23 protein-coding genes are annotated in these 23,126 nt (G+C 72.8%); 17 read left to right on the top strand and 6 right to left on the bottom strand.

The window, feature by feature from the left end; all coding sequences use genetic code 11:
- Positions 1-4: 4 nt before the first annotated feature.
- Entirely contained in the window at positions 5-481 is a 477-nt protein-coding gene (locus BXA11_RS22175) for a DUF3291 domain-containing protein (RefSeq protein ID WP_076437437.1), read from the top strand.
- Here the strand turns inward: BXA11_RS22175 and BXA11_RS22170 are convergent.
- Complete coding sequence (locus tag BXA11_RS22170) at positions 427-1,494, bottom strand: DUF3866 family protein (RefSeq protein WP_076437434.1); 1,068 nt, start codon at positions 1,492-1,494, stop codon at positions 427-429. The genes BXA11_RS22175 and BXA11_RS22170 overlap by 55 nt on opposite strands.
- Positions 1,495-1,533: 39 nt before the next feature.
- Between BXA11_RS22170 and BXA11_RS22165 the strand changes: the two genes are divergently transcribed.
- The 8 genes from BXA11_RS22165 to BXA11_RS22135 all read left to right on the top strand — a co-directional run bounded on the left by BXA11_RS22165 (position 1,534) and on the right by BXA11_RS22135 (position 9,280).
- Positions 1,534-2,475, top strand: coding sequence for a helix-turn-helix transcriptional regulator (locus tag BXA11_RS22165; RefSeq protein WP_030507131.1), 942 nt, complete (start codon positions 1,534-1,536; stop codon positions 2,473-2,475).
- The gene (locus BXA11_RS22160; RefSeq protein WP_030507130.1) at positions 2,472-3,422 is read left to right on the top strand and encodes a helix-turn-helix transcriptional regulator; all 951 of its coding nucleotides are present in this window, start codon (positions 2,472-2,474) and stop codon (positions 3,420-3,422) included. Before BXA11_RS22165 ends, BXA11_RS22160 begins: the two co-directional genes overlap by 4 nt.
- Before the next feature lie 14 nt (positions 3,423-3,436).
- On the top strand, positions 3,437-3,580 hold the full coding sequence (locus BXA11_RS43265; RefSeq protein ID WP_156080850.1) for a hypothetical protein: 144 nt from the start codon (positions 3,437-3,439) through the stop codon (positions 3,578-3,580).
- Between the two features lie 114 nt (positions 3,581-3,694).
- Complete coding sequence (gene tatA / locus BXA11_RS22155) at positions 3,695-4,018, top strand: Sec-independent protein translocase subunit TatA (RefSeq protein WP_076437432.1); 324 nt, start codon at positions 3,695-3,697, stop codon at positions 4,016-4,018.
- Between the two features lie 34 nt (positions 4,019-4,052).
- Positions 4,053-4,922, top strand: coding sequence for a twin-arginine translocase subunit TatC (tatC, locus tag BXA11_RS22150; RefSeq protein WP_076437429.1), 870 nt, complete (start codon positions 4,053-4,055; stop codon positions 4,920-4,922).
- Positions 4,923-4,970: 48 nt separating this feature from the next.
- Positions 4,971-5,882, top strand: a complete 912-nt coding sequence (locus BXA11_RS22145; protein WP_076437427.1) for a diacylglycerol/lipid kinase family protein — start codon at positions 4,971-4,973, stop codon at positions 5,880-5,882.
- A gap of 67 nt (positions 5,883-5,949) precedes the next feature.
- Positions 5,950-8,667 carry a DEAD/DEAH box helicase gene (locus BXA11_RS22140; protein ID WP_076437424.1) on the top strand — a complete coding sequence of 906 codons (2,718 nt, stop codon included), beginning with the start codon at positions 5,950-5,952 and terminating at the stop codon, positions 8,665-8,667.
- 76 nt (positions 8,668-8,743) lie between these two features.
- Positions 8,744-9,280 carry an enoyl-CoA hydratase-related protein gene (locus tag BXA11_RS22135; protein ID WP_083744477.1) on the top strand — a complete coding sequence of 179 codons (537 nt, stop codon included), beginning with the start codon at positions 8,744-8,746 and terminating at the stop codon, positions 9,278-9,280.
- 39 nt (positions 9,281-9,319) lie between these two features.
- Here BXA11_RS22135 and BXA11_RS22130 read toward each other — a convergent pair whose 3' ends face one another.
- Genes BXA11_RS22130 through BXA11_RS22120 form a run of 3 tightly spaced genes read right to left on the bottom strand, consistent with a single transcriptional unit; the run spans position 9,320 to position 12,629 of the window.
- The gene (locus BXA11_RS22130; RefSeq protein ID WP_083744476.1) at positions 9,320-10,759 is read right to left on the bottom strand and encodes an RNB domain-containing ribonuclease; all 1,440 of its coding nucleotides are present in this window, start codon (positions 10,757-10,759) and stop codon (positions 9,320-9,322) included.
- 45 nt (positions 10,760-10,804) lie between these two features.
- Complete coding sequence (locus BXA11_RS22125) at positions 10,805-11,698, bottom strand: 5'-3' exonuclease (RefSeq protein ID WP_076437642.1); 894 nt, start codon at positions 11,696-11,698, stop codon at positions 10,805-10,807.
- A gap of 25 nt (positions 11,699-11,723) precedes the next feature.
- Positions 11,724-12,629, bottom strand: coding sequence for a PP2C family protein-serine/threonine phosphatase (locus BXA11_RS22120; protein WP_239104994.1), 906 nt, complete (start codon positions 12,627-12,629; stop codon positions 11,724-11,726).
- A 230-nt stretch (positions 12,630-12,859) separates the two neighbouring features.
- Here BXA11_RS22120 and BXA11_RS22115 point away from each other — a divergent pair, with 230 nt between their 5' ends.
- From BXA11_RS22115 to BXA11_RS22080, 8 genes are all read left to right on the top strand, one after another.
- Positions 12,860-13,978, top strand: a complete 1,119-nt coding sequence (locus tag BXA11_RS22115) for a M24 family metallopeptidase (protein WP_076437417.1) — start codon at positions 12,860-12,862, stop codon at positions 13,976-13,978.
- A gap of 66 nt (positions 13,979-14,044) precedes the next feature.
- Positions 14,045-15,832 (top strand): tetratricopeptide repeat protein, encoded by a 1,788-nt coding sequence (locus BXA11_RS22110; RefSeq protein WP_076437415.1) that lies wholly within the window; start codon positions 14,045-14,047, stop codon positions 15,830-15,832.
- Between the two features lie 67 nt (positions 15,833-15,899).
- Complete coding sequence (locus BXA11_RS22105; protein WP_076437412.1) at positions 15,900-16,859, top strand: STM4015 family protein; 960 nt, start codon at positions 15,900-15,902, stop codon at positions 16,857-16,859.
- The gene (locus BXA11_RS22100; RefSeq protein ID WP_239104995.1) at positions 16,856-17,809 is read left to right on the top strand and encodes an STM4015 family protein; all 954 of its coding nucleotides are present in this window, start codon (positions 16,856-16,858) and stop codon (positions 17,807-17,809) included. Before BXA11_RS22105 ends, BXA11_RS22100 begins: the two co-directional genes overlap by 4 nt.
- On the top strand, positions 17,806-18,855 hold the full coding sequence (locus BXA11_RS22095; RefSeq protein ID WP_204053657.1) for an STM4014 family protein: 1,050 nt from the start codon (positions 17,806-17,808) through the stop codon (positions 18,853-18,855). The genes BXA11_RS22100 and BXA11_RS22095 overlap by 4 nt, the downstream gene beginning before the upstream one ends.
- Entirely contained in the window at positions 18,852-19,643 is a 792-nt protein-coding gene (locus tag BXA11_RS22090) for an STM4013/SEN3800 family hydrolase (protein WP_204053658.1), read from the top strand. Before BXA11_RS22095 ends, BXA11_RS22090 begins: the two co-directional genes overlap by 4 nt.
- Positions 19,640-20,917 carry an STM4012 family radical SAM protein gene (locus BXA11_RS22085; RefSeq protein WP_076437408.1) on the top strand — a complete coding sequence of 426 codons (1,278 nt, stop codon included), beginning with the start codon at positions 19,640-19,642 and terminating at the stop codon, positions 20,915-20,917. Before BXA11_RS22090 ends, BXA11_RS22085 begins: the two co-directional genes overlap by 4 nt.
- Entirely contained in the window at positions 20,911-21,774 is an 864-nt protein-coding gene (locus BXA11_RS22080; protein WP_076437406.1) for an STM4011 family radical SAM protein, read from the top strand. Before BXA11_RS22085 ends, BXA11_RS22080 begins: the two co-directional genes overlap by 7 nt.
- Here BXA11_RS22080 and BXA11_RS22075 read toward each other — a convergent pair.
- Positions 21,750-22,826: a DUF6745 domain-containing protein gene (locus BXA11_RS22075; protein WP_239104996.1), complete on the bottom strand. Its 1,077-nt coding sequence runs from the start codon at positions 22,824-22,826 to the stop codon at positions 21,750-21,752. The two genes, BXA11_RS22080 and BXA11_RS22075, sit on opposite strands and share 25 nt — an antisense overlap.
- Positions 22,826-23,122 (bottom strand): hypothetical protein, encoded by a 297-nt coding sequence (locus BXA11_RS22070; protein WP_030507113.1) that lies wholly within the window; start codon positions 23,120-23,122, stop codon positions 22,826-22,828. The genes BXA11_RS22075 and BXA11_RS22070 overlap by 1 nt, the downstream gene beginning before the upstream one ends.
- Between the last annotated feature and the right edge of the window lie 4 nt (positions 23,123-23,126).

Below are 23,126 nucleotides of genomic sequence, written 5' to 3'. Positions count from 1 at the left end.
CGGCATGCATCTCGCCCAGCTCAACGTCGCCCATCTCAGGGAACCCCTCGACTCGCCCGCGCTGACCGGCTTCCTCGACGCCCTGGCGCCGATCTACCAGGTGTCGGACGCCGCGCCCGGTTTCGTCTGGCGCATGAAGGAGGGCGATGAGCCCACGGACCTGATCCAGCACGACTACGGACCGATGCTGGTCGTGAACCTCTCGGTCTGGGAGTCCCGTGAGACGTTGTGGAACTTCGTCTACCGCACCGCTCACCTGGAGGTGATGCGGCGCCGCCGCGAGTGGTTCCATCGGATCGCCGAGCCGTACACGGTGATGTGGTGGGTGCCCGAGGGCCATCTGCCGCCGCTCGACGAGGCCGTGGCGCGCCTGGACCTGCTCCGGGCGCAGGGGCCGGGCCCGGAGGCGTTCACGTTCAAGGACTTCTACGAGAGCAGCGACGCCGCGTGCCTCCCGGCGGCGGCGGAGGTCACGAAGTAGGCCAGGTCCTCCTCCAGGCCGCGGCCCATGGTGGACAGCCGCACGGGTGACGCCTTCAGCGCCTCGTGCAGGCCGTCCACCGGCACGGTGACGATCTCGTGGCGCGTGGCCAGGGCCGCAGCCTGCTCGCGCACCGTCGCGCCGAACTCACCGGGCAGATCCGGCACGACCACCTGGGCCGGGGCCAGCGCGACCCGGCCGTACGCCGTGAGCGAGTGGTGCGAGACCCCGACGTGCCGCTCGCGTCGGTCGCCCTCGCTGACCCGCAGTGCGGCGACGGGCCGTCCGGCCAGCACGGCGGCGGCGTTCACGGCCTCGCCCGCGGCCACGCCGGAAAATCCCCAGCGGGTGCCGGTGCCAAGGTTGCCCGGTCCCTGGGCGACGACGGCGACGTCGGCCCCGAGCACGTGGCGGGCGGCCAGCAGGCCGGTGTGGAGCGTGACCGCCTCGACGTCCCCGCCGAAGGACTGGCCGGTCGTCACCACCCCGCACAGCCAGTCGCGCTCGCGCAGCGTCGCGCACGACATCGAGAACCACGCCGGCAGCGCCCCGCCGTCCTGCATCACGTACGCCACCCTGATCCCGGGGGAGTCCGCGTAGAGGCCGCACAGGATCGCGGGCAGGGCGGAGTGCAGGTCGGCGACCACCACGGGCATCCCGTCGACCGAGTCGGCCTCCCGCAGCGCCTCGTGATGCGGGGACCCCTGCTCGTCCGCGCCGAGCACGGTGGCCTGCAACGGGGTGTAGCGTGCTTTCACCAGGTGGCCCGGGCCTGAAGGATCTTGGGGCAAACGGTCGGGGACGGCCACCACCATGGCGTACCCTCCCGTACCGAGACCCATGGCGAGGGCGGTCGTGTTGAGCAGCACGGTGTCGCCCACTTCAGGGCGTCCCACCAGCGGGGGATAGGCGAGCGCCCGGCACTCGCCCTCGGCGACGGCGACGTCGAGTTCCACCGCCCCCGGCCACTCGCGCCGGACCCGCACCACTTCGCCCTTGCGCCATCTGATCACGCCGAAAAGGGTAGCGTTCTCCATCGGAAGGGAGGCCCGATGTCGCGGCGGAAGACCGAGCGGCTGCTCAATCTGGTGATCTGCCTGCTCGCGACGCGGCGGCCGTTGAGCGCGGAGCAGATCCGGCAGGCCGTCCCCGGCTACGACCCGGACAACGACGAGGCCTTCCAGCGCATGTTCGAGCGCGACAAGAACGAGCTGCGCGAGATCGGCATCCCCATCGAGGTCCACAAGGACCCCTGGGAGGACGACCCCGGCTACCGGATCGTGCGCGAGGCGTACGAGCTGCCCGAGATCACGCTGGAGCCCGACGAGGCCGCCGTCATCGGCCTGGCCGCGCAGGTGTGGCAGCGGGCGAGCCTCGCCGAGGCGGCCAGCGGGGCGCTGCTGAAGCTGACCGCGGGCGGCGTGCACGCCGACCTCGCCGAAAGCCCGCTGGAGCTGCGGGTGGACACCCGCGACCCCGCGTTCCCGGCGCTGTGGGAGGCCGTGCGGGACCGGCGAGCGGTCGCCTTCGACTACCGGTCGGCCGGCAGCGAGTCGGTGCTGCGGCGGACGGTCGAGCCGTGGGGGGTCGTCAGCAGGCGCGGCCGGTGGTACCTGGTCGGGCACGACCGCGACCGCGACGCCGCCCGGGTGTTCCGGCTGAGCCGGATCACCGGGGCCGTGTCCACGCTCGGGCGGCCGGGTGCGTTCACCGTCCCTGAGGGGCTGGACCTGCGGGCCATGGTGGGCTACCAGGAGCTGCCGAACGAGCGGGTCGCCCTGGTGCGCGTGCGCAAGGGCACCTGCCTCGGCCTGCGGCACGCCGCCCAGGCCGTGCGCACCGGGCCGGAGGAGTGGGACGAGGCCGAGGTGACCTTCGCCGACGCGGAGCGGCTCGCCGGGTGGCTGGCCAGCCTCGGCCCGGACGCCGTCGTGCTGGACCCGCCGGACGCGCGTGAGGCCGTGATCCGCCGTCTGAAGGGGGCGTTGCAGTGAGCTCGGACCGGCTGCCGCGGCTGCTCGCGCTCGTGCCGTACCTGATGTCGCACCCGGGCGCGCAGGTGCCCGAGGTGGCGCGGTTGTTCGGCCTGTCGGAGAAGCAGCTCGTCGACGATCTCCAGCTCGTCTGGATGTGCGGCCTGCCCGGGCACACGCCGGGCGACCTGATCGACGTCTCGTGGGACGGCGGCGAGATCCTCATCGACAACGCCGAGGCGATCGCCCGGCCCCTCAAGCTCGGCCTGGACGAGGCGAGCGCGCTGCTCGTCGCGCTGCGCATGCTCGACGAGCTGCCCGAGTTCCAGGGCCGCGACGTGCTCGGCCGGGTCATCGCCAAGCTGGAGCAGGCGGCGGGCGAGGGCGCGGCCACGGTGAGCAGCCAGGTCCAGGTGGAGATCGGCGCGGCCCCGGACGCCCACGCCGTCATCACCGACGCGGCTCGCAGGGGCCGCAGGCTGTCGCTGCGCTACTACGTGCCAGGGCGCGACGAGATCACCCCCAGGGAGGTCGATCCGCTGCGGGTCGTGCTCGTGGACGGTCGGCACTACCTGGAGGGCTGGTGCTACCGCGCCGAGGCGATGCGCATGTTCCGCCTCGACCGGATCATCGAGGTCGAGGTCCTCGACGTTCCGGCCGATCCGCCGGCCGAGGCGGAGCCCATGGACGTCGCCAAGGGCGTCTTCCGGCCGTCGGACAGCGACGAGCTGGTGGAGCTGGAGCTGACCCCGGCGGGCCGCTGGGTGGCGGAGTACTACCCCTGCGAGGAGGTCGCCGAGCTCGGTGAGGGGCGCCTGCGCGTCTCCCTGCGGGCCCGCGACCAGTCCTGGCTGGTGCGGCTCGCGCTCCGCCTGGGCGACAGCGGCCGGGTGCTGTCGCCGGCGTCCCTCGCCGAGCGGGTCACGGCCACCGCCAAGCAGGCGCTGGCCAACTACGAGACCGTGTGACCGGGGCGGGTGACATGACCTTGATCTTCGCCCTGGCCGCGGTCACCGTGGCGGGGCTCGCCGTCCTCGTCTGGCCGGCCGTCCGGGTGCTCGCCGCGGCGCGGGACCTGCACGCGGAAGTCAAGCGGGCCAAGGGGCGGCTCGGCGTGCCCGAATAGAGGACTTTGCCCACGATTGATGTGATTTTGAGGCCCGAGGACAGGTGAACTTTGGCCTGTGGGGCGCGTACGATCGGGGGGTAGTACCCACGGCCCTCGCGGTAAGGACACGACATGCCCAACCTCGGACCCATGGAATGGATTCTGATCCTCCTGGTTCTGATCCTTCTCTTCGGCGCCAAGAAGCTCCCGGACACCGCGAAGGCCCTGGGGCAGTCGCTGCGCATGTTCAAGAAGGAAACCAGCAAGATGAGCGAGGAGGACGAGGCGCGGCAGACGGTCAAGGCGCAGGCCGAGCCCGTCGCTCCGCCGGCGGCGCAGATCCCGCCCACCACCCCGTCCGTCGAGGAGCGGCTGCGTCTCCTGGAGGAGGAGAACCGGAAGCTGCGTGAGAGCCAGCAGCCCGTGAGCTCGCAGAACGAGCAGCGCTCCAACTAGGTGCCGCATCCCCACTGATCTCAGGACGAGCTAGATGGCCCTGCTGAAACGGTCGACTCCCGCCGCCGCGGCGGAGGACGGGCGGATGACTCTCATGGAGCACATCCGCGAGCTGCGCAACCGGCTGATCAAGGCCATCCTGGCGGTGGTCGTCGGAACCGCCGTCGGGTTCATCTACTTCGAGCCCATCTGGAACTTCCTCAAGCAGCCGTACTGCCGGCTGCCGCAGTCCCACCAGCTCAACGGCGACAAGTGCACGCTGGTGGTGAACGGGGTATTCGACTCGTTCTTCGTCAACCTCAAGGTCGCCGTGATCTTCGGTGTGGTGGTCTCGGCGGTGTTCTGGATCTACCAGCTCTGGGCGTTCGTGACTCCCGGGCTGTACCAGAACGAGCGCCGCTACACCATGGCGTTCCTCGGGCTCTCGGTCCCGCTGTTCACCGCGGGCTCGGCCCTCGCCTACGTCACGATGGACAAGGGCCTGTCGCTGCTGCTGAGCTTCGCCCCCGAGGGCACGCTGACGCTGGTGAGCATCAACGAGTACCTCAGCTTCGCGCTCGCGATGCTGATCATCTTCGGCGTTTCCTTCCTGATGCCGTTGCTGCTGGTGTTCCTCAACGTGCTCGGGGTGCTCCGCTTCAAGACCGTGTCCAAGCACACCCGCATGGTCGTGTTCCTGATGTTCGTCTTCGCGGCCGTCGCGACGCCGAGCCAGGACCCCGTCACCATGCTGGCCCTGGCGCTTCCGATGGTCGCGCTGTTCTTCGTCGCCATGGCGTTCATGTACTTCCATGACAAGAAGCGCGACATCGCCGACGCGGAGCACGCGCGGGCCATCGAGGAGGAGCTCGACGGGCCGTCCGCCCCCGAGGGCGCGGCGGACTCGGCCGACGTGAGGGACTGACCGAACATCCCTCTGGTGTCACCTGGTGGGCGGCGGTAGGTTCCCCCTGTGGCCGATGAGATCGTCGTCCTGGTGAACCCCGCCGCCCGCGGAGGCCGGACGCTGCGCCTGCTCGACCCGGTGCTCCGGCGGTTGCGGGCAGGTGGCCGCCCGGTCTCGGTGATCGTCGGGACCTCGGCGGAGGACGCCCTGGGCCGCGCCCGCGAGGCCGTCGCCGCAGGGCCGGCCGCGCTCGTCGCCTTCGGCGGCGACGGCCTGGTCCACCTGGCCGTGCAGGCCGTCGCCGGGACGGCCGTGCCGCTCGGGATCGTGCCCGCCGGGACCGGCAACGACATCGCCGACGCGCTCGGCATCCCACGCAAGGATCCGCTCGCCGCCGCGGACATCGTGACCGCGGGCGGCTGCCGGATGATCGACGCCGCCAGACTGGGCACGGGCGGTGACGAGCCGGATGAATGGTTCGCCGGCGTCCTCGCCTGCGGGTTCGACTCCCGCGTCAACGAGCGGGCCAACGCCATGACCCGGCCGCCCGGTATGGCGAAGTACCTGGTCGCGCTCGTGCGCGAGTTGCGGTCGTTCACCCCGATCGCGTTCCGGATCACCCTCGACGGCGAGGCCGCCGAGCACGAGGCGATGCTCGTGGCGGTGGCCAACACCCGGTCGTACGGCGCCGGGATGCGGGTCTGCCCGGACGCCCGGCCCGACGACGGCCTGCTCGACGTGCTCGTGGTCGGGGCGCTGTCCACGGGCGAGTTCCTGCGCATCTTCCCCCACGTCTACCGGGGCGGCCACACCGGGCACCCCGCCGTGACCCTGCGGCGGGCCCGGCGCGTCGAGATCGAGGCTCTGGACGGGGACGTCGTCGCGTACGCCGACGGCGAGCGGGCCGGTCCGGCCCCGCTGACCTGCGCCGTCGAGCCGGGAGTGTTACGCGTCCTGGTCCCGGGATCTACGGCGTAAAGACGTTCGCTCAGAAGGAACACCGATCACGGACGCCCGGAATCCCGTTATCGGTAGGGTTGACGGTATGAGTACGCCAGCGGAACGCTATGCCGCCTTCCGTGAGGGGCAGTCCGGCGCCGGACCCGCTCTCGCCTCGTTCCGCGAACTATACGACTTCGAGCTCGACGAGTTCCAGATCGACGCCTGTCAGGCGCTGGAGGCCGGGGACGGCGTGCTGGTGGCCGCGCCGACGGGGTCGGGCAAGACGGTGGTGGGGGAGTTCGCCGTCCACCTGGCGCTGGAACAGGGCCGCAAATGCTTCTACACGACGCCGATCAAGGCGTTGTCCAACCAGAAGTACAACGACCTGGCCCGGCGCTACGGCGCGGGCAAGGTCGGCCTGCTGACCGGCGACAACAGCGTCAACGGCGAGGCCCCGATCGTGGTCATGACCACCGAGGTCCTGCGCAACATGCTGTACGCGGGATCGAACACGCTGACCGGCCTCGCGTACGTGGTGATGGACGAGGTCCACTACCTGGCCGACCGGTTCCGGGGCGCGGTCTGGGAAGAGGTCATCATCCACCTGCCGGAGTCGGTGCGGGTGGTGGCGCTGTCGGCCACGGTCAGCAACGCCGAGGAGTTCGGCGAGTGGCTGGGCGAGGTGCGCGGCGACACCACGGTCATCGTGGACGAGCACCGGCCGGTCCCGCTGTGGCAGCACATGCTGGTCGGCAACAAGATGTTCGACCTGTTCGTCGACGAGGGCGACGGCACCCTGCGGGTCAACCCGTCGCTCATGCGGATCTCCCGCGACGAGATGCGGCTGGCCCAGGCCAGGGGCAGGCGGGGCTACTCGCGGCCCGGCCGGGGCACGACCCCGAGCCGGTCGGACGTGATCGAGAAGCTCGACGCCGAGGGCCTGCTGCCGGCGATCACCTTCATCTTCTCCAGAAACGGCTGCGACGCCGCCGTCATGCAGTGCCTCTACTCGGGGCTGCGCCTCACCACGGAGGCCGAAAGCCACGAGATCCGCCAGATCGTGGACGAGCGCACCGCGCACCTGCCCGACGAGGACCTCGCGGTGCTCGGCTACCTGGAGTGGCGCGACTGCCTGGAGCGCGGCCTGGCCGCCCACCACGCGGGCATGCTCCCCGCGTTCAAGGAGGTCGTGGAGGAGCTGTTCACCAAGGGACTGGTGAAGGCGGTCTTCGCGACCGAGACGCTGGCGCTCGGCATCAACATGCCGGCCAGGTCCGTGGTGATCGAGAAGCTCGACAAGTGGAACGGCGAGACCCACGCCGACCTGACCCCGGGGGAGTACACCCAGCTCACCGGGCGGGCCGGGCGGCGCGGCATCGACATCGAGGGCCACGCCGTCGTGGTCTGGCAGCCGGGGATGGACCCGCTCGCCGTCGCAGGTCTCGCCGGCACCCGCACCTATCCGCTGCGCTCCAGCTTCAAGCCGTCGTACAACATGGCGGTCAACCTCGTCGGGCAGGTCGGCAGGGAGCGGGCGCGGACCCTGCTGGAGGACTCCTTCGCCCAGTTCCAGGCCGACCGGGCCGTGGTCGGGCTGGCCCGTCAGCTCCGCAAGGCGGAGCAGGCTCTTGAGGGCTACGCCGAGGCCATGACCTGCCACCTCGGCGACTTCGAGGAGTACGCCGCGATGCGCAGGCGGCTATCGGACCGCGAGGCCGAGCTGTCGCGCCAGCGGGGGGCGGCCCGCCGCGCCCAGGCCGTGCAGTCGCTGGAGGTGCTCAAGCCCGGCGACGTGATCCGGGTGCCCGGCGGGCGCCGCGCGGGCATCGCGGTCGTGCTCGACCCCGGTGTGAACGGCCGGGGGCACGACGGTCCCTCGCCGCTCGTGCTGACGATCGGCAAGCAGGTCAAGCGCCTGTCGGCGTCGGACTTCCCGGTGCCGGTCGAGCCGGTCGACAAGATCAGGATCCCGAAGGGCTTCAATCCGCGCTCGCCGAAGGAGCGGGCCAACCTCGTCTCGACCGTGCACGCGAAGCTGGGCGACCGCGACCTCGGCAAGCCGCCGCGGGCGCGCGACCACGCCCAGGAGGACGAGGAGGTCACGCGCCTGCGGCGGGAGCTGCGCCAGCACCCCTGCCACGGCTGCGACGAGCGCGAGGACCACGCACGCTGGGCCGAGCGCTACCACAAGCTGCTCAGGGAGACCGATGGGCTGCGCCGCCGGGTCGAGGGGCGCTCCCACGTCATCGCCCGGACCTTCGACCGGGTCTGCGGCGTGCTCGACCAGCTCGGCTACCTGAACGGCGAGACCGTCACGGAGCAGGGTCGCCGGCTCGCCTCGCTCTACACCGAGCTGGACCTGCTCACGGCCGAGTGCCTGCGGGCGGGCGTGTGGAACCGCCTCGACCCCGCCGAGCTGGCCGCGTGCGTGTCGTCGCTGGTGTACGAGTCGCGGCAGGCCGACGACGTCCGCAGCCCGAAGATCCCGGCCGGGGCCACGCGCGACGCCCTCGGGGAGATGGTGCGGCTGTGGGGCGAGCTGGAGGGCATCGAGGAGGACCACGGCCTGTCGTTCGTCCGCGAGCCCGACGTGGGCTTCGCCTGGGCGGCCTTCCGCTGGGCCAAGGGCCACAGCCTCGACGCCGTGCTGACCGACTGCGATCTCGCGGCGGGCGACTTCGTCCGCTGGGTCAAGCAGCTGCTCGACCTGCTCGGCCAGCTCAGGGACGCCGCGCCCAAGGGGAGCAAGGTCGCCGAGAACGCCCTCAAAGCCATCGACGCCATGCGCCGCGGGGTCGTCGCCTACTCCTCCGTCAACTGATCCCGGAAGCGTCCGGCGCTGGGAAAGGGACCATCGTGAGCGAGATCCTGGACGACCGTGACCGCCGTCTCGGCGGATTCGACCCCGCTCCTTCGCCGAGCCCGTCTCCGACTGGCCGGCGGACGTCCTGTACGAGCAGTACTCCGACGGCGTCAAACCGCTGGAGCGGCTCGCCTTCGACGTCGACATCCCCGTGATCGGAGTGCTGAACGGGCCGGGACCGCGCCAGGAGCTGGCCCTGATGTGCGACATCACCCTGTGCGCCGACGACACCCTGATCGGCGACGGCAACTTCGCCGCGGGATCGGTCCCGGGCGACGGCATGCACCTCGTCCTGCGGGAGCTGCTCGGCGCCAAGCGGGCCGCCTATCTGGCGTACACGGGAGAGCGGATCGACGCCGAGACGGCGCTGCGGTGGGGGCTGGTCAACGAAGTGCTGCCGCGCGACCGGCTCATGGCCCGTGCCTGGGAGATCGCGGCGGCCGTCGCCGCGACGCCCAGGGCCGCCCGGCGGCTCACCCGGGCGGTCGTCCGGCGGTCGTGGCAGCGGCGGATCGTCGAGGACCTGCGGGAGGCGTACGCCCACCAGTTGCTGGCCGCGGCGGGCCGCTGAGCGCGGCCGGTGCGGCCTTGCTCGCCGCTGCTGGACAGGTCACACGGCGGTGAAGCGGACCTCGCGGGTGGCGGGGTCGGCGCGCGTGAGCCGTACGGGGACGCGCTCGCCGAGCGGCAGGCGGTCGCCGTCGCAGCGGGCGATGACGGCGGGCTCGGTGACCTGCACCTGCCCGCCCGGCTTTCCGTCGGCGACGTCGACGACGACCGCCTCGAAGACCTCGCCGATCCTGGGCTGCAGCACGGTCGCCTCGACCAGGTCCACGCAGGCACGCTCCACCGTGCCGGCCCGCCTGCCGCCCGCGGCCATCTGCTCCGGCAGGCCGGGTAGCGCCGCCGCGACCTCCTCGGCGACCTGGCGGCCCGCGGCCACGGCCAAGCAGACCTCGGTGCCGAACCGGTCGACCAGCCGCCGCAGCGGCGCGGTGACGTGCGCGTACGGCGCCCCCAGGGCGGCGTGCAGCGCCTGGCCGGGCGGCGTGCCGTCGAACGCGACGTAGGCCGCGCCGCGCAGCAGCACCGTCGACTCGTGCAGGAAGGCGGCATGGCCGGGGATCTTCGGGTCGAGCCCGTGCACGACCTCGGCGTACGACGTGCCGTCGGGCCAGGGCACGCCGAGCGCGGCGGCGACCCTGCGGACCTTGCCGACGTCCTGCGGGCCCGCCTCGGGCAGGGTCCGGAGCACGCCGACGCCGGCGTCCAGCATCATCCGGGCGGCCGCCATACCGGTGAGCAGCGAGATCTGGGCGTTCCACGCCTCAGTGGGGTGGTTGGTGCGGAACTCCACCCGGTAGCCGCCGTCTCCGTCGGGGACCACCTGCTGCTCGGGGGTCGGCAGCGACAGCCCGCCCCTGGCCCGCTCCCGTTCCAGCCGCAGCGGCCCGACCTCGGCGAGCAGCGCGAGCGTCCCCTCCGCACGGCCGGTGTCCACGGCGGCCTGGACCGTCTCGTAGTCGAGCCGTTCCCGGCTGCGCACCAGCGCGCGGCGCAGGTCCGCCGCCTCGATCTCTCCGTCGGACCCGAGGTCGAGCCGCCACAGGGCCGCCGGGCGGGTCTGCCCGGGCAGCAGGCTGGCCGCGCCCTCCGACAGGACGGGCGGGTGCAGCGGCACCCGTCCGTCGGCCATGTAGACGGTCTCGGCGCGGACCCGCGCCTCGGCGTCGATCGCACCGCCGGGCCGGACGAACGCCGCGACGTCGGCGATCGCGTACCACACGCGGTAGCCCGTCCCGCGCCGCTCGATGCACAACGCCTGGTCGAGGTCCATCGAGCCGGGCGGGTCGATGGTTACCAGCGGCAGGTCGGTCCGGTCCTCCCGCGGTACGGCGGGGGCCGCCGCGGCCCGCTCGGCCTCCTCCCGTACGGGGGCGGGGAAGCCGTCCGGCAGGTCGAACTCGCTGCGGATCCGAGCGAACCCTGCTTCTACTGCAGGGCGGAGCCCGTCCGCGGTGTCGTGGAGGTGGATCGTCGTGCGCGGCACGCGATCAACCTACCCGAGTGTGGACATTCCGGGCTGTAAACGGCCTTACCGGGTCAGTGTGGCGAGGAGGCGGTTGAGCGGGCTGTCCAGGCCGTACTTCTCCGACAGCGCGACCAGCCGCTCGGGGTCGCGCGGCGCGGCGGGCAGGGTGATGTCGGCGTCCGGGACCGGGACGTCGTGGGCCACCCGGACCACGGCGGGGGCGACCTCCAGGTAGTCGCGGGCGGCGGCGAGCTTGTTGCGCGCGCCCGCGGGGAAGCCGTCGGCGCCGCCGTCGTCCAGCGCGGCGAGCAGCGCGGTCAGCGACCCGAAGCGCGTGATGAGGGCCGCCGCCGTCTTCTCGCCGATGCCGGCGACACCGGGCAGGCCGTCGCTCGGGTCGCCGCGCAGCGTCGCGAAGTCGGCGTACGCCCGGCCGGGGATGCCGTACTTCTCCCGGACGAACGCCTCGTCGATGATCTGGAGGTTGCGGATTCCCCTTACTGTGTAAAGGGCGCGGCAGGGCTTCTCGTCGTCGACGAGCTGGAACAGGTCGCGGTCGCCGGTGACGATGTCCACGGCTGAGGTCGCGGCGGTCGCATATGTGCCGATCACGTCGTCGGCCTCGTATCCGGCGACGCCGACGCGGGCGATGCCGAGCGCGTCCAGCACCTCCTCGATGACCGGGACCTGCGGGGCCAGCGTGTCCGGCACCTCCTCCTCGTCGCCGCTCGCCACCCGGTGCGCCTTGTACGACGGGATCGCCGCCACCCGGAACGCCGGCCGCCAGTCGGCGTCCATGCACGCCACGATCTGGGCGGGGGAGTGCCGGCGGACCAGGGTGGCGATCATGTCGAGGAGCCCGCGCACCGCGTTGACCGGCATGCCGTCCGGCGAGGTCACCGAATCCGGGATTCCGTAGAAGGCGCGGAAGTACAGCGACGGGGTGTCGAGAAGCATCAGCACCCTGCCATTGTCACGCCTGTCAGGGGCGCAGGGGACCCTCTTCGGTGACCGCCACGGCCAGCAGGCAGGTGTCGTCCTCGGGGTTGGGGCCGCCGATCGCCTCGAGCAGGCGGTCGAGGCCCGCGTCGAGGCCTGTGCTGAGGCCTGTGTCGAGGTCTGTGCCGAGCCCGGTCGCCGCGGCCGCCTCCAGGATGAGGGACACCCCGGCGCCGATGTCGCGCGAGCGGCGCTCGACCAGGCCGTCGGTGAACATCAGCAGCAGGTCGCCGGGCTCGAGGCGGACGTCGGCCACCCCGTACGGCAGGCTCGACGTCGCCCCGAGCACGACTCCCCGCGGCGCCCCGAGCTGGCGCGCGCCCCCGCGACGCACCAGGATCGGAGCGGGGTGACCCGCCTGTGCCCACGTGAAAAGGCGGGTCGCCGGATCGAAGTGGCCGCACACGGCGGTCGCGGTGGTGTCGTCCAACCGGGTGAGGACCAGGGTGTTCAGCCACGTCAGCAGCCTGCCGGGACAGGCCCCCGTCATGCTCAGGCCCAGCAGCGCGTGACGCAGCTGGGCCATCTCGGCGATCGCGGGCAGGCCGTGTCCTGACACGTCGCCCACCGCGAGGAACATGCGTCCGTCGGGCAGCGACGCGGCGTCGTACCAGTCCCCGCCGAGGCTCGACGCCCGGCCCGCCGGGACGTACCGGACCGCGATCCGGGCGTAGGGCAGGTCGATCGACGCGCCGGGCTCGGGCAGGATCGCCTCCCGCAGCGCCAGGGTGACGCGGCGCTCCTCGGCGGCGCGTTCCCGGCGCTCCGCCCACCGTCCGGCGAGGTCCTGGACCGTGCCGATGTCCTGGACCATGAGGGGGACGGCGACGGAAGTCGTGTCCGGGTCGCGGTCGTCCGCGGGGGGAAGGGCGGGCTTCGTGCCGCCCACTACGCCGACCATTTGTCTCGCTCTCGATGCCGCTCTTGCACTGCCGTACGGACGTTCCGTGATCGCCCTGACGCGGAGCGTAGCAGTCCTGCATTACCCAGGGGTTGGTTTTCTTCTATGGCGTGGAATAAGCCAGAGCCCCGCGAAGCTCGCCCGCGTGGCGGCTGTGGTATGCGCACCTGAGTACGTCGTCAGGGCCCGCGCTGGTTAGATTAGGTCGCGTGACAACGATGTCCCCGGAGTCCTCCGACCTGTATCCCACGACCCGTCCGGCCGCAGTGAGCGAGGCCGTCGACCGCGCCGGCCTGGACGCCCTGCTGCTGACTCCAGGCCCCGATCTTCGCTATGTGACCGGATACGACGCGCTGCCGCTGGAACGGCTGACCTGCCTCGTCGTGCCGGCGTCCGGCGAGCCGTTCCTGATGGTGCCGCGCCTGGAGCTGCCGGCCGCCGAGCACTCGCCCGCCTCCCGGCTCGGCGTCGAGTTCGTCGCATGGGACGAGACCGACGACCCGTACGCCGAGGTGGCCCGCCGCCTTGGCCCGGTCGCCAGAGTCGGGCTCGCCGACCGCATGTGGGCGCTGCAGTCGCTGCGGTTCCGCGCGGTCATGCCCGAGGCCGAGCAGGTGCTGGCCGGGAGCGTCCTGCGCGAGCTGCGCATGCGCAAGTCGCCCGCGGAGAAGGCGGCGCTCGCGGAGGCAGGGGCGGCCATCGACGCCGTGCACAACCTGGTGCCCCAGTTGCTGAAGGCCGGTCGCACCGAGCGCGAGGTCGGCAAGGACATCGCGGAGGCGATCATCGACGCGGGACACGCCCGGGTCGACTTCGTCATCGTGGGCTCGGGCCCGAACGGCGCCAGCCCGCACTCCGAGCTGACCGACCGCGTCATCCGGCCCGGCGAGCCCGTCGTCGTCGACATCGGCGGCGTCATGCCGAGCGGTTACTGCTCCGACTCCACGCGCACCTACTGCGTGGGCGAGCCCCCGGCCGACTTCACGGCCTACTACGAGGTGCTCAAGCGCGCCCAGGAGGCCGCCTGCGCCCACGTCAGGCCCGGCGTGAGCTGCGAGTCGGTGGACGCCGCCGCCCGCGAGGTGATCGCGGAGGCGGGGTACGGCGAGTACTTCATCCACCGCACCGGGCACGGCATCGGCCTGGAGACGCACGAGGAGCCGTACATCGTCGCGGGCAACACCGAGGAGATGCGGCCGGGGTTCGCGTTCTCCGTCGAGCCGGGCATCTACCTGCCCGGACGGCACGGCGCCCGGATCGAGGACATCGTCGTCTGCGGCGAGGCCGCAGGAGAGCGGGTGAACAACACGACCAGGGACCTGGTCGTCGTGGACTGATGCCCACGGCCGTGCTCTGCGCCGCTCTGGCAGAGTGATGATCACGACTGCCGGATCGGAGGACGCATGACGCACGAGGGCATCGACGGGGGCATGGACGAGGGCATGGACGACCCCCGCGCCCAGGCCGAGGGCGAGGTCAGCATGGCGCGGCTTGCCCTGGCCGACGGGGAGACCGGGCAGGCCGCCGCGCACGTCGCGGCGGCGCTGGCCCACGACCCCGCCCTGCCCGAGGCCCACGAGATGCTGGCGCGGCTGCTGGCCGGGCCGGGCGGCGGTCCGGACCTGTTTCCCCTGGACGAGCCGGTCTTCCTCGGCACCGCGCTGGCCCGCGCCCACGCGCTGGCCGCGCGGGGCGAGCACGTGCCCGCGCTGCGCCTGCTGATCTCGGTGCAGCGGCACGAGCCGGTAGGACGCTGGGCGCACGTGCCCTGGGTGCTCGACCCCGAGCTGCCCGGGCGGATCCCGCCCGGCGAGCTGTGCTCGCTCGTCTCGCTGCTGGCCTCCGGGCTGCCCGGCGCCGTGCCGGAGGACGGCCGCGAGGCGCTGGTGCCGTACGTCGCCCTGGTGCGGGGCGGCCTGCGCGCCCACCCGGACGACGCGTCGCTGCTCTGGCTGGCCTCGCTCCTCCTGCGCCGGGTGGGGGAGGCCGAGGAGGCGGCGGAGCTGGCCGCCCGCTCCTACGCGCTGGCGCCGTCCTTCCAGGCCGCCCTGGCCGAGGGATACGCGTGCCGCGACCTGCAGCGGTGGCCCGAGGCCGAGCGCGCCATGGTGCGGGCGCTTGAGCACGACCCCGCCAACCTCGCGTTGTACACCGACATCGGCGAGATGCTGCACAGCAGCGGCCGCCCGGAGGAGGGCCTGGAGTGGGTGGAGCGCGCGCTGCGGCGTGAGCCCCGGCACCCGAACGCCTATCCGACCGCCTGCGGGATGCGCTTCGAGCGCGACGGGGACGTCCGGCACCTGGTCGAGCTGGCCGACCACCTGCGCGACGACCCCGGCAACGAGCACGGCGACGCGGTGCTCGGCGACCACTGCGCGCTGCGCCTCTGGCTGGGACGCGTCCCGGGCCCGACGGAATCGGTGATCGACGTGCTCTACCAGGTGGTGGAGCAGGAGGACGTCCCGGCCGGTGGCGAGCTCACGGTCTCCGCCCCCGAGCCGCCCAGCGCGCTGCTCGCCTTCTCCCTGGTCGTGCCCGGCTTCGCGGTGACCGTCGCCGACGCGCCGGAACCGGACGCGCGGCTGACCGTGCCTGAGGTGTACGGCCACGGCCCGGTGCGGAGCGTGGCCAGGCGCGTGTGGAGGTACGAGGGCGTGACGGCCGCGCCCGCCGTGCCGCCGCCGTCCCGGGAGGCACTGGAGGCCGTCGCCGCCGTCGCGACGCTGCGCTGGCCGCACCTGCCGGCCGCCTACGACCACGCCGTACGCCTGTCGGGCCTGTCCCTCGGCGACCTGCTCGGCGTGCTCGCCCACCCGCCGCTGTCGCCGTACGGCGAGCCGGTGGCCGTGCCGCTGTGGATCAGGCAGGTCCAGGCGTGGGCCTGCCTGGGCATCGCCCATCACCGGGCCGGCCAGGCGTGGGCGGAGTCCGAGCGCAGGAGCGTGCTGACCGACCTGGCGTACGGGCCCGAGGACTGGGTGACCGAGGCGGCCCTGCTGGCGATGATCGCCACGGCCTGGGTGGACCCGGACGCGCGCGACGACGTGGCCGAGCTGGTGGCCTGGCGCTACCTGGCCGCCGTGGAGGCGTCGAGGACGCGGCCCGTGACGATCCTCGGCTCGCTGGCCGCCCTCGTGCTGGCGACCCCCGGCATGCACCCCGACGTACGGGCGCTGGCCGCGGACACGTGATCGGGGAATTGTCGGCGGGGTCTGGTAGGACGGACCCGCCGACTCCCCCCGACGAGAAAGTCCGCCCATGATCCCGTACGACACCTACTTCGGCTACAAGCACCGCTACGCCGAGACCTACGCCGGGCTGCCGGTGGTCGAGATCGCTCCGGAGGAGCAGGAGATCCCCGACCCGGCTTCGGCGGCGGTGCGGATCAGCTCGGGGTGGGGCGAGAACTACCCCATCGCCGACGCGTTCGACGTGTTGCTGAGGCGGGCGGACACGGCCAGGGTTCCGGCACTCGTGATCGGCGGGTGGGAGGACTGCTACGGCACGTCGTCGGAGCAGGTCGTCGGCCTGCTCGCGGACAACGCCGCCCGGTTTCCCGGGCTCCGTTCGCTCTTCGTCGGCGCGATCAGCAGCGACGAGGCGGAGATCTCCTGGATCCAGCAGTCGGACGTGACACCGCTGCTTGAGGCGTTTCCCCGGCTGGAGCGGCTGGAGGTACGCGGCGGCACGGGACTGGAGCTCAGGCCCGTCAGGCACGAGTCGCTGCGGATGCTGCGGTTCGAGACCGGCGGGCTGCCCGCCGAGGTGGTGCGTGCGATTGGTGCCTGCGACCTGCCCGCCCTGGAGCACCTGGACCTGTGGCTCGGGGAGGAGAACTACGGCGGCGACGCCACCGTCGCCGATCTGGCGCCGATCCTGTCCGGGGAGCGGCTGCCGGCGCTGCGCCACCTCGGCCTGCAGGACAGCGAGATCCAGGACGAGATCGCGGCGGCCGTGGCCTCCGCGCCGGTCGTCGCCCGGCTGGAGTCCCTCGCCCTGTCGATGGGCACGCTGACCGACGCCGGGGCGGAGGCGCTGCTCGGCGGGCAGCCGCTGACCCACCTGCACACGCTCGACCTGCACCACCACTTCCTCACCGACGCGATGGTCGCCCGGGTGACCGAGGCGCTGCCGGGCGTCGAGGTCGACCTCTCGAAACAGGAGGAGGCCGAGGAGGACGAGGGTGAGGTCTGGCGTTACGTGGCGGTGAGCGAGTGACGGCCGCGCCCGACCCCGGCGAGACCTTCGTCCACGAGGACCTCTACCTGTACGGCCAAGCGTGGGAGCCCGGGCAGTTCTTCGCCGGCAGGCCGGTGGTGGAGCCGGGAGAGACGGTCGCCGACCCCTCGGCGGTCGCGTGGGCTCTCACGAACGGGTTGTCCGGCAACGAGGGTGAGCCGGGACTCGAGCGGGAGCTTCGGCGCCTGGTCGACTCGGTGGGCGGCGACGCGATCGAGTCGCTCGTACTGGTCCACTATGGGCACGACGTGCCCGCGTTCCTGGCCGCCAACGCGGCGGGGTTGCCCCGTCTCCGGTCGGTCTTCCTGGGGTTCGTCAGCACGGAGCTGATGGAGATCTCCTGGATCGAGCAGGGGGACGTCACCCCGCTGCTGGAGGCGTTTCCCCATCTGGAGCGGCTGGACGTCCGCGGCTCGGACGGGCTGACCCTGCGGCCCGTACGGCACGAGCGGCTGCGCGTGCTGCGGTTCGAATGCGGCGGGCTGCCCGCCGAGGTGGTGCGTGCGGTCGGGGCCTGCGATCTGCCCGCGTTGGAGCACCTGGAGATGTGGCTCGGGGTCGAGAACTACGGTGGGAACGCCACCGTCGCCGACCTGGCGCCGATCCTGTCCGGCGAGCGGCTGCCCGCGCTGCGGCGGCTCGGCCTGTGCGACAGCCCGGCGCAGGACGCGATCGCGGCGGCCGTCGCCGCCGCCTCCGTGGTGGCCCGGCTGGAGGAGCTCAGCCTGTCGATGGGCGAGCTCACCGACGCCGGTGCGGAGGCGCTGCTCGGCGGGCAGCCGCTGACCCACCTGCGCCGGCTCGACCTCCACCACCACTACCTCAGCGGACCGATGGCGGCCCGGATCGCCGCGTCCCTGCCCGGCGTCGACGTGGACCTGTCCGAGCGGCAGCCCGACTACGAGCGCTACGTGGCGGTGAGCGAGTGACGCCGCACCTCGCTGTCGTCGGCGTGCCGGGCGACCGGCGGGTGACGATGTTCCGCGACGCCGCCGTGGCCAGGGGGCTGCCGGAGCCGCGGGTGGTCCCCTGGCGTGACGTGCTGACCGGACGCGAGATCGGCCTGCCGCCGGGGACGCTCGTGCGGATCGACTCGCCGGGCGAGGACGCGGAGACCGACGCGCTGCTGCGCGGACCGGGGGATCCGACCCGGGTCGGCGGGGGCGCGGCCTGGTACGCCGCCTTCACGGCGGGGCTGCGGAGGATCGCCGCGCTCCCCGGCGTCCGTCTGCTCGGGGACGTCGAGGAGATCGCGGTGATGTTCGACAAACGCCGCTGTCACACCCGGCTGTCCGCGGCCGGGGTGCCGGTGCCGCCCGCCTTCGAGACCGGTTCGTACGGCGAGCTGCGCGAGCGGATGGCCGAGCGGGGCTGGGCCCGCGTGTTCGTCAAGCCCGCCCACGGCTCGTCGGCCTCCGGGGTGGTCGCCTTCCAGGCCCACGCGGGCCGGGTCAAGGCGGTCACGTCGGCGGCCTGGATCGACGGCACTCTGTGCAACTCGCTGCGGGTCCGCTCGTACGAGGACGAGACCGACGTGAAGGCGCTGGTCGAGGCGCTCGCGCCCGACGGGCTGCACGTGGAGCGGTGGTTCCCGAAGGCGTCGGCGGGCGGCAGGACGTTCGACCTGCGCGTCGTGACCGTGGCCGGGAGCCCGACCCACGCGGTGATGCGCACGAGCAGGACGCCGATCACCAACCTGCACCTCGGCGGCCTGCGGGGCGACCTCGGCGTGGTCCGGGCGCGGCCCGGCCTGTGGGAGCGGGTGCTCGACGTGGCCGCCCGGACCGCCGCGTGCTTCCCAAGGAGCCTGACCGCAGGTGTCGACCTCATGGTCGGGACCGACCGGCGGTCGGTGGCCGTGGCGGAGGTCAACGCGTTCGGCGATCTCCTGCCCGGCCTGGGCGATCTGGCGGGCACGGGCCGGGACACCTACGCCGAGCAGGCCGAGGCGATCTCGGGCCGGCGATGGACATGAACGAGGTCGTGGGAACCCACGACATCCTCCTGGTCACGCTCGACACGCTCCGCTACGACGTCGCGGCCGAGCTGGCCGACGCCGGGCGGCTGCCCGGCCTGCTGCCCGGCGGCCGCAGGTGGGAGCGGCGGCACAGCCCCGGCAGCTTCACCTACGCCGCGCACGCGGCGATCTTCGCGGGGTTCCTGCCCACGCCGGTCACGCCGGGGCCGCACCCGCGCCTGTTCGCCGCCACCTTCCCCGGCAGCGAGACGACCGGGGCGGGCACCTGGGTGTTCGACGCGCCCGACCTGCCGGCCGGGCTCGCCGGCGCCGGCTACCACACGGTGTGCATCGGCGGGGTCGGGTTCTTCAACAAGCTGACCCCGCTGGGCGCGGCCCTGCCCGGGCTGTTCGCGGAGAGCCACTGGGAGCCGGAGTTCGGGGTGACCGGCCCCCACTCGCTGGAACGGCAAATCGACCGCGCCGAGGAGGCGCTGGCCCGGCGGGACCGGCCGGTATTCCTGTTCGTCAACGTGTCGGCGCTGCACCAGCCCAACCACTTCCACCTTCCCGGCGCGACCCGGGACGGCCCGGCCACCCACGCCGCGGCGCTCGAATACGTCGACCGGCACATCGGCAGGCTGTACGCGCTGATGCGCCGGCCCTGCCTCGTCATCGTCTGCTCCGATCACGGGACGGCGTACGGCGAGGACGGGCACGTCGGCCACCGGATCGGCCACGAGGTCGTCTGGACGGTGCCCTACGCCGAGTTCATCCTGGATCACCCCGACGGGGAGCACGATTGACGCCTTACGAGGGATACGTCTACGCCTACCCGCACAAGACCGCCTACCGGCCGCTCGATCCGCGCCCGGCCCTGAGCGAGGTTTGGGCGGGGGAGCAGGCGGGCGCGCTGTACGTCCACATCCCGTTCTGCGAGATGCGGTGCGGGTTCTGCAACCTGTTCACCCGCACGGGCGCTCCGGAGGGTCTCACCACGGCCTACCTGGACACCCTGGAGCGGCAGGCGCGAGCCGTACGGGCCGCCCTGGACGGGCCGAGCTTCACGACCGCGGCCTTCGGCGGCGGCACGCCCACCTACCTTGACCCCTGGGAGCTGACCCGCCTGTTCGATCTCACCGAGCGGGCGATGGGCGTCGGCCTGCGGGAGATCCCGCTGTCGGTGGAGACCTCCCCGGCCACCGCCACGCCGGACCGTCTCGCCGTGCTGGCCGAGCGGGGCGCGAGCCGGATCTCGATCGGCGTGCAGAGCTTCGTGGACGCCGAGGCCCGCGCGGCCGTACGGCCGCAGAGGCGCGCGGAGGTGGACGCCGCGCTCGACGCGATCCGGGCGTCGGGCATCGCGACCCTCAACATCGACCTGATCTACGGCATCGACGGGCAGACGCCGGAGTCGTGGCGCTACTCCCTGGACGCGGCCCTGGCGTGGCGGCCGGAGGAGCTGTACCTCTACCCGCTGTACGTCCGGCCTCTCACGGGGCTGGGCAGGCAGGACCGCGCCTGGGACGACCAGCGGATGGAGCTGTACCGCCTGGGCCGCGACCACCTGCTCGACGCGGGCTACGAACAGGTGTCCATGCGGATGTTCCGGCTGCCCGGGCCGCCCGACACGACGGCGTCCACGGATTACTGCTGCCAGACCGACGGCATGGTCGGCCTCGGCTGCGGGGCCCGGTCGTACACGAGCGCCCTGCACCACTCCTTCGAGTACGCGGTCGGAGCCCGCCACGTGCGGGCGATCATCGACGACTACGTGCGGCGCGACGACTTCGGCGTGGCCAACGTGGGGTTCGCCCTGGACGAGGAGGAGCGCAGGAGACGGCATCTCATCCAGTCGCTGCTGCGGACCGAGGGGCTGTCGCGGAATCTCTACCGGTCCAGGTTCGGCAGCGACGTGCTCGACGACTTCCCCCTGCTGGACCTCTTTCCGGACTGGCTGACGGCGGACGCGTCCGCCGTGCGCCCGACCGCCGACGGGCTCGCCCACTCCGACGCCATCGGCCCCGCGCTGTTCTCGCCCCGCGTGAGGGCCCTCATGGAGGGATACGCCGCGTGCTGAGCATCCTTTATCGGGGGCCGCTGGCGAGCTGCGACTACGACTGCGGCTACTGCCCGTTCGCCAAGCGCAGGGACGCCCCAGAACAACTGCGCGCCGACCGGGCTGCCCTGGAGCGGTTCACGGCGTGGGTGGCGGCCCAGGACGCCGAGATCTCCGTGCTGTTCACCCCGTGGGGCGAGGGACTGGTGCGGTCCTGGTATCGCGAGGCGATGGTGCGGCTGTCCTGGCTCGGCAACGTGCGCCGGGTGGCCATCCAGACGAACCTGAGCTGCCGCACCGGCTGGCTCGCGGAGGCCTCGGACCGGGCGGCGCTGTGGGTGACCTACCACCCCACCCAGGTGCCCTACGAGCGATTCCTGCCCAAGGTCCGCTCGCTGCCCGTACGGCACAGCGTCGGCATCGTCGGCGCCCCCGCGCATCTGGCGGACGCCCGCAGGCTCCGGGCGGACCTGCCGCCCGAGACCTATCTGTGGGTCAACGCGCAGGAGGGCCGGGTCTACAGCGACGCCGAGGCGGCCGAGTGGACGGCGATCGACCCGCTGTTCGGCCACAGCCGGCACGCGCACCGCAGCCTGGGCCTGCCGTGCCGTACGGGGGACAGCGTGATCTCGGTGGACGGCGACGGGACGGTCAGGCGCTGCCACTTCGTGCCCGAGGTCCTGGGCAACCTCTACGACGGCTCCTACCGGCCCGCCCTGCGGCCCCGCGCCTGCCCGCTGCCCGTCTGCGACTGCCACATCGGATACGTCCACCTGGAGCCCCTCGGCCTCTACGACGTCTTCGCGGGAGGTGTGCTGGAACGCGTCCCCGCCGCCTGGAACGCCGCCGGGGATCAGGTCTCCCGCTCGGGGCGGTAGTCCTCCTCACGTACGCCGAAGGTCCACGCCACCCCCTCGCGGGCCCTGGTCACCCACGGCGGGACCCGCAGGAAGTAGGTGCGCCGGGTGCCGTCCGGCTCCGGCGTCGAGTTGACCACCTCGACCATCACCACCGGCTCGTCGCCCGGCAGGTCGATCCGCCACAGGACGCCGGTCTCGTCGAAGTGCCGCGGCCGGGCGCCCGACTCGGCGAGGTAGCGGTCGAGGCCGAAATGCTCCAGCATGACCCGGCGTAGCTCGGCGTTCTCCTCGGCACGGATGCGCTCAGGGGTGAGCGCGGCCATGGTCGCGCCGAACCCCGCGGGGACCGGCATCCCGTGCCAGGCGTGCAGCGCGAAGCCGTCGGCGTACGACAGGGCCGGGCGCTCGGCGCCGGAGCCGAAATTCGAGTGCAGCCGTCCCGCGTCGTCCAGGTGCAGCTCCACCGGCCGGTCGGTGACGATCGCGACCCGCTCGTACGGCCACCACCAGCCCGTGTGCCGCGCGGCCCGCTTGAGACCCTCCAGCCCGTCGAAGGCCGACAGCCAGGGCGCGTCGTGCTGGCCGAGCACCGCGTCGAGGGTCGCCTGGCGCAGGACGTCGCCGCCGAGGTCGCCGATCGCCCCGCGGATCTCGGTGACCAGCCGGTCGACTCGCGGCCACAGCCGACCGCCCGTCTCCTCCCACAACCGGGCCCAGCCCGCCGGTCCGGCCTCGGCGCTCGCCTCCGCCCTGGCGCTCTCCCAGGGCACGGTGCGGACCTCGTAGCGCACCGAGGACCCGGGGTCGATGCCGTCGAGGGCCCGCAGCCGCCCGAAGCCGATCTCCTCCATCGCCGCCCGGACCTCGTCGGTGCCGAGCAGCCACACCGCCGCGATCGCCCCGGCGGCGGGGGAGGCCAGCCGTACGATCACCTCGGGCTCGCGCAGGCCCGCCTCGCGGTAGGCCAGCCGCACTCCCGCCGACGCCTCGTCGTGGTCCCCTTCGCCGGTGGCGAAGGCCACCTGCTCCCAGGCCAGCGTCTCAGCCGGCCGGCCCATCAGTCGGCCCATCAGTCGGCCACCGTCCGGAACGAGCCCGGCACGTACTCCCGCTGACGGATCACCCGGAACCAGCCCTTCGGCAGCGAGATCGGGTCGTGCTCCTCGTGGACGAGGCGTCCGCCCGCGGGCAGGTGCAGGAAACCGGGGTACAGCGTTCCCGGGCCCGGGATCGCGTGGCAGTGCCCGGTCGCCTCGCCCTCCGCCAGTACCAGCCGCCCGCGCGGGTCGCGCGGCACCGGGCGAAGCCCGCGGGGTGCCGACTCCTCCGTCACGGGCACGATCAACACGTCACCCTGTCGATACATCAGT

The sequence above is a fragment of the Microbispora rosea genome (assembly GCF_900156315.1).
GTDB lineage: Bacteria > Actinomycetota > Actinomycetes > Streptosporangiales > Streptosporangiaceae > Microbispora > Microbispora rosea.
The sequence above is the reverse complement of the archived record's forward strand: the minus strand, read 5'-3'. Positions and strand labels throughout refer to the sequence as shown.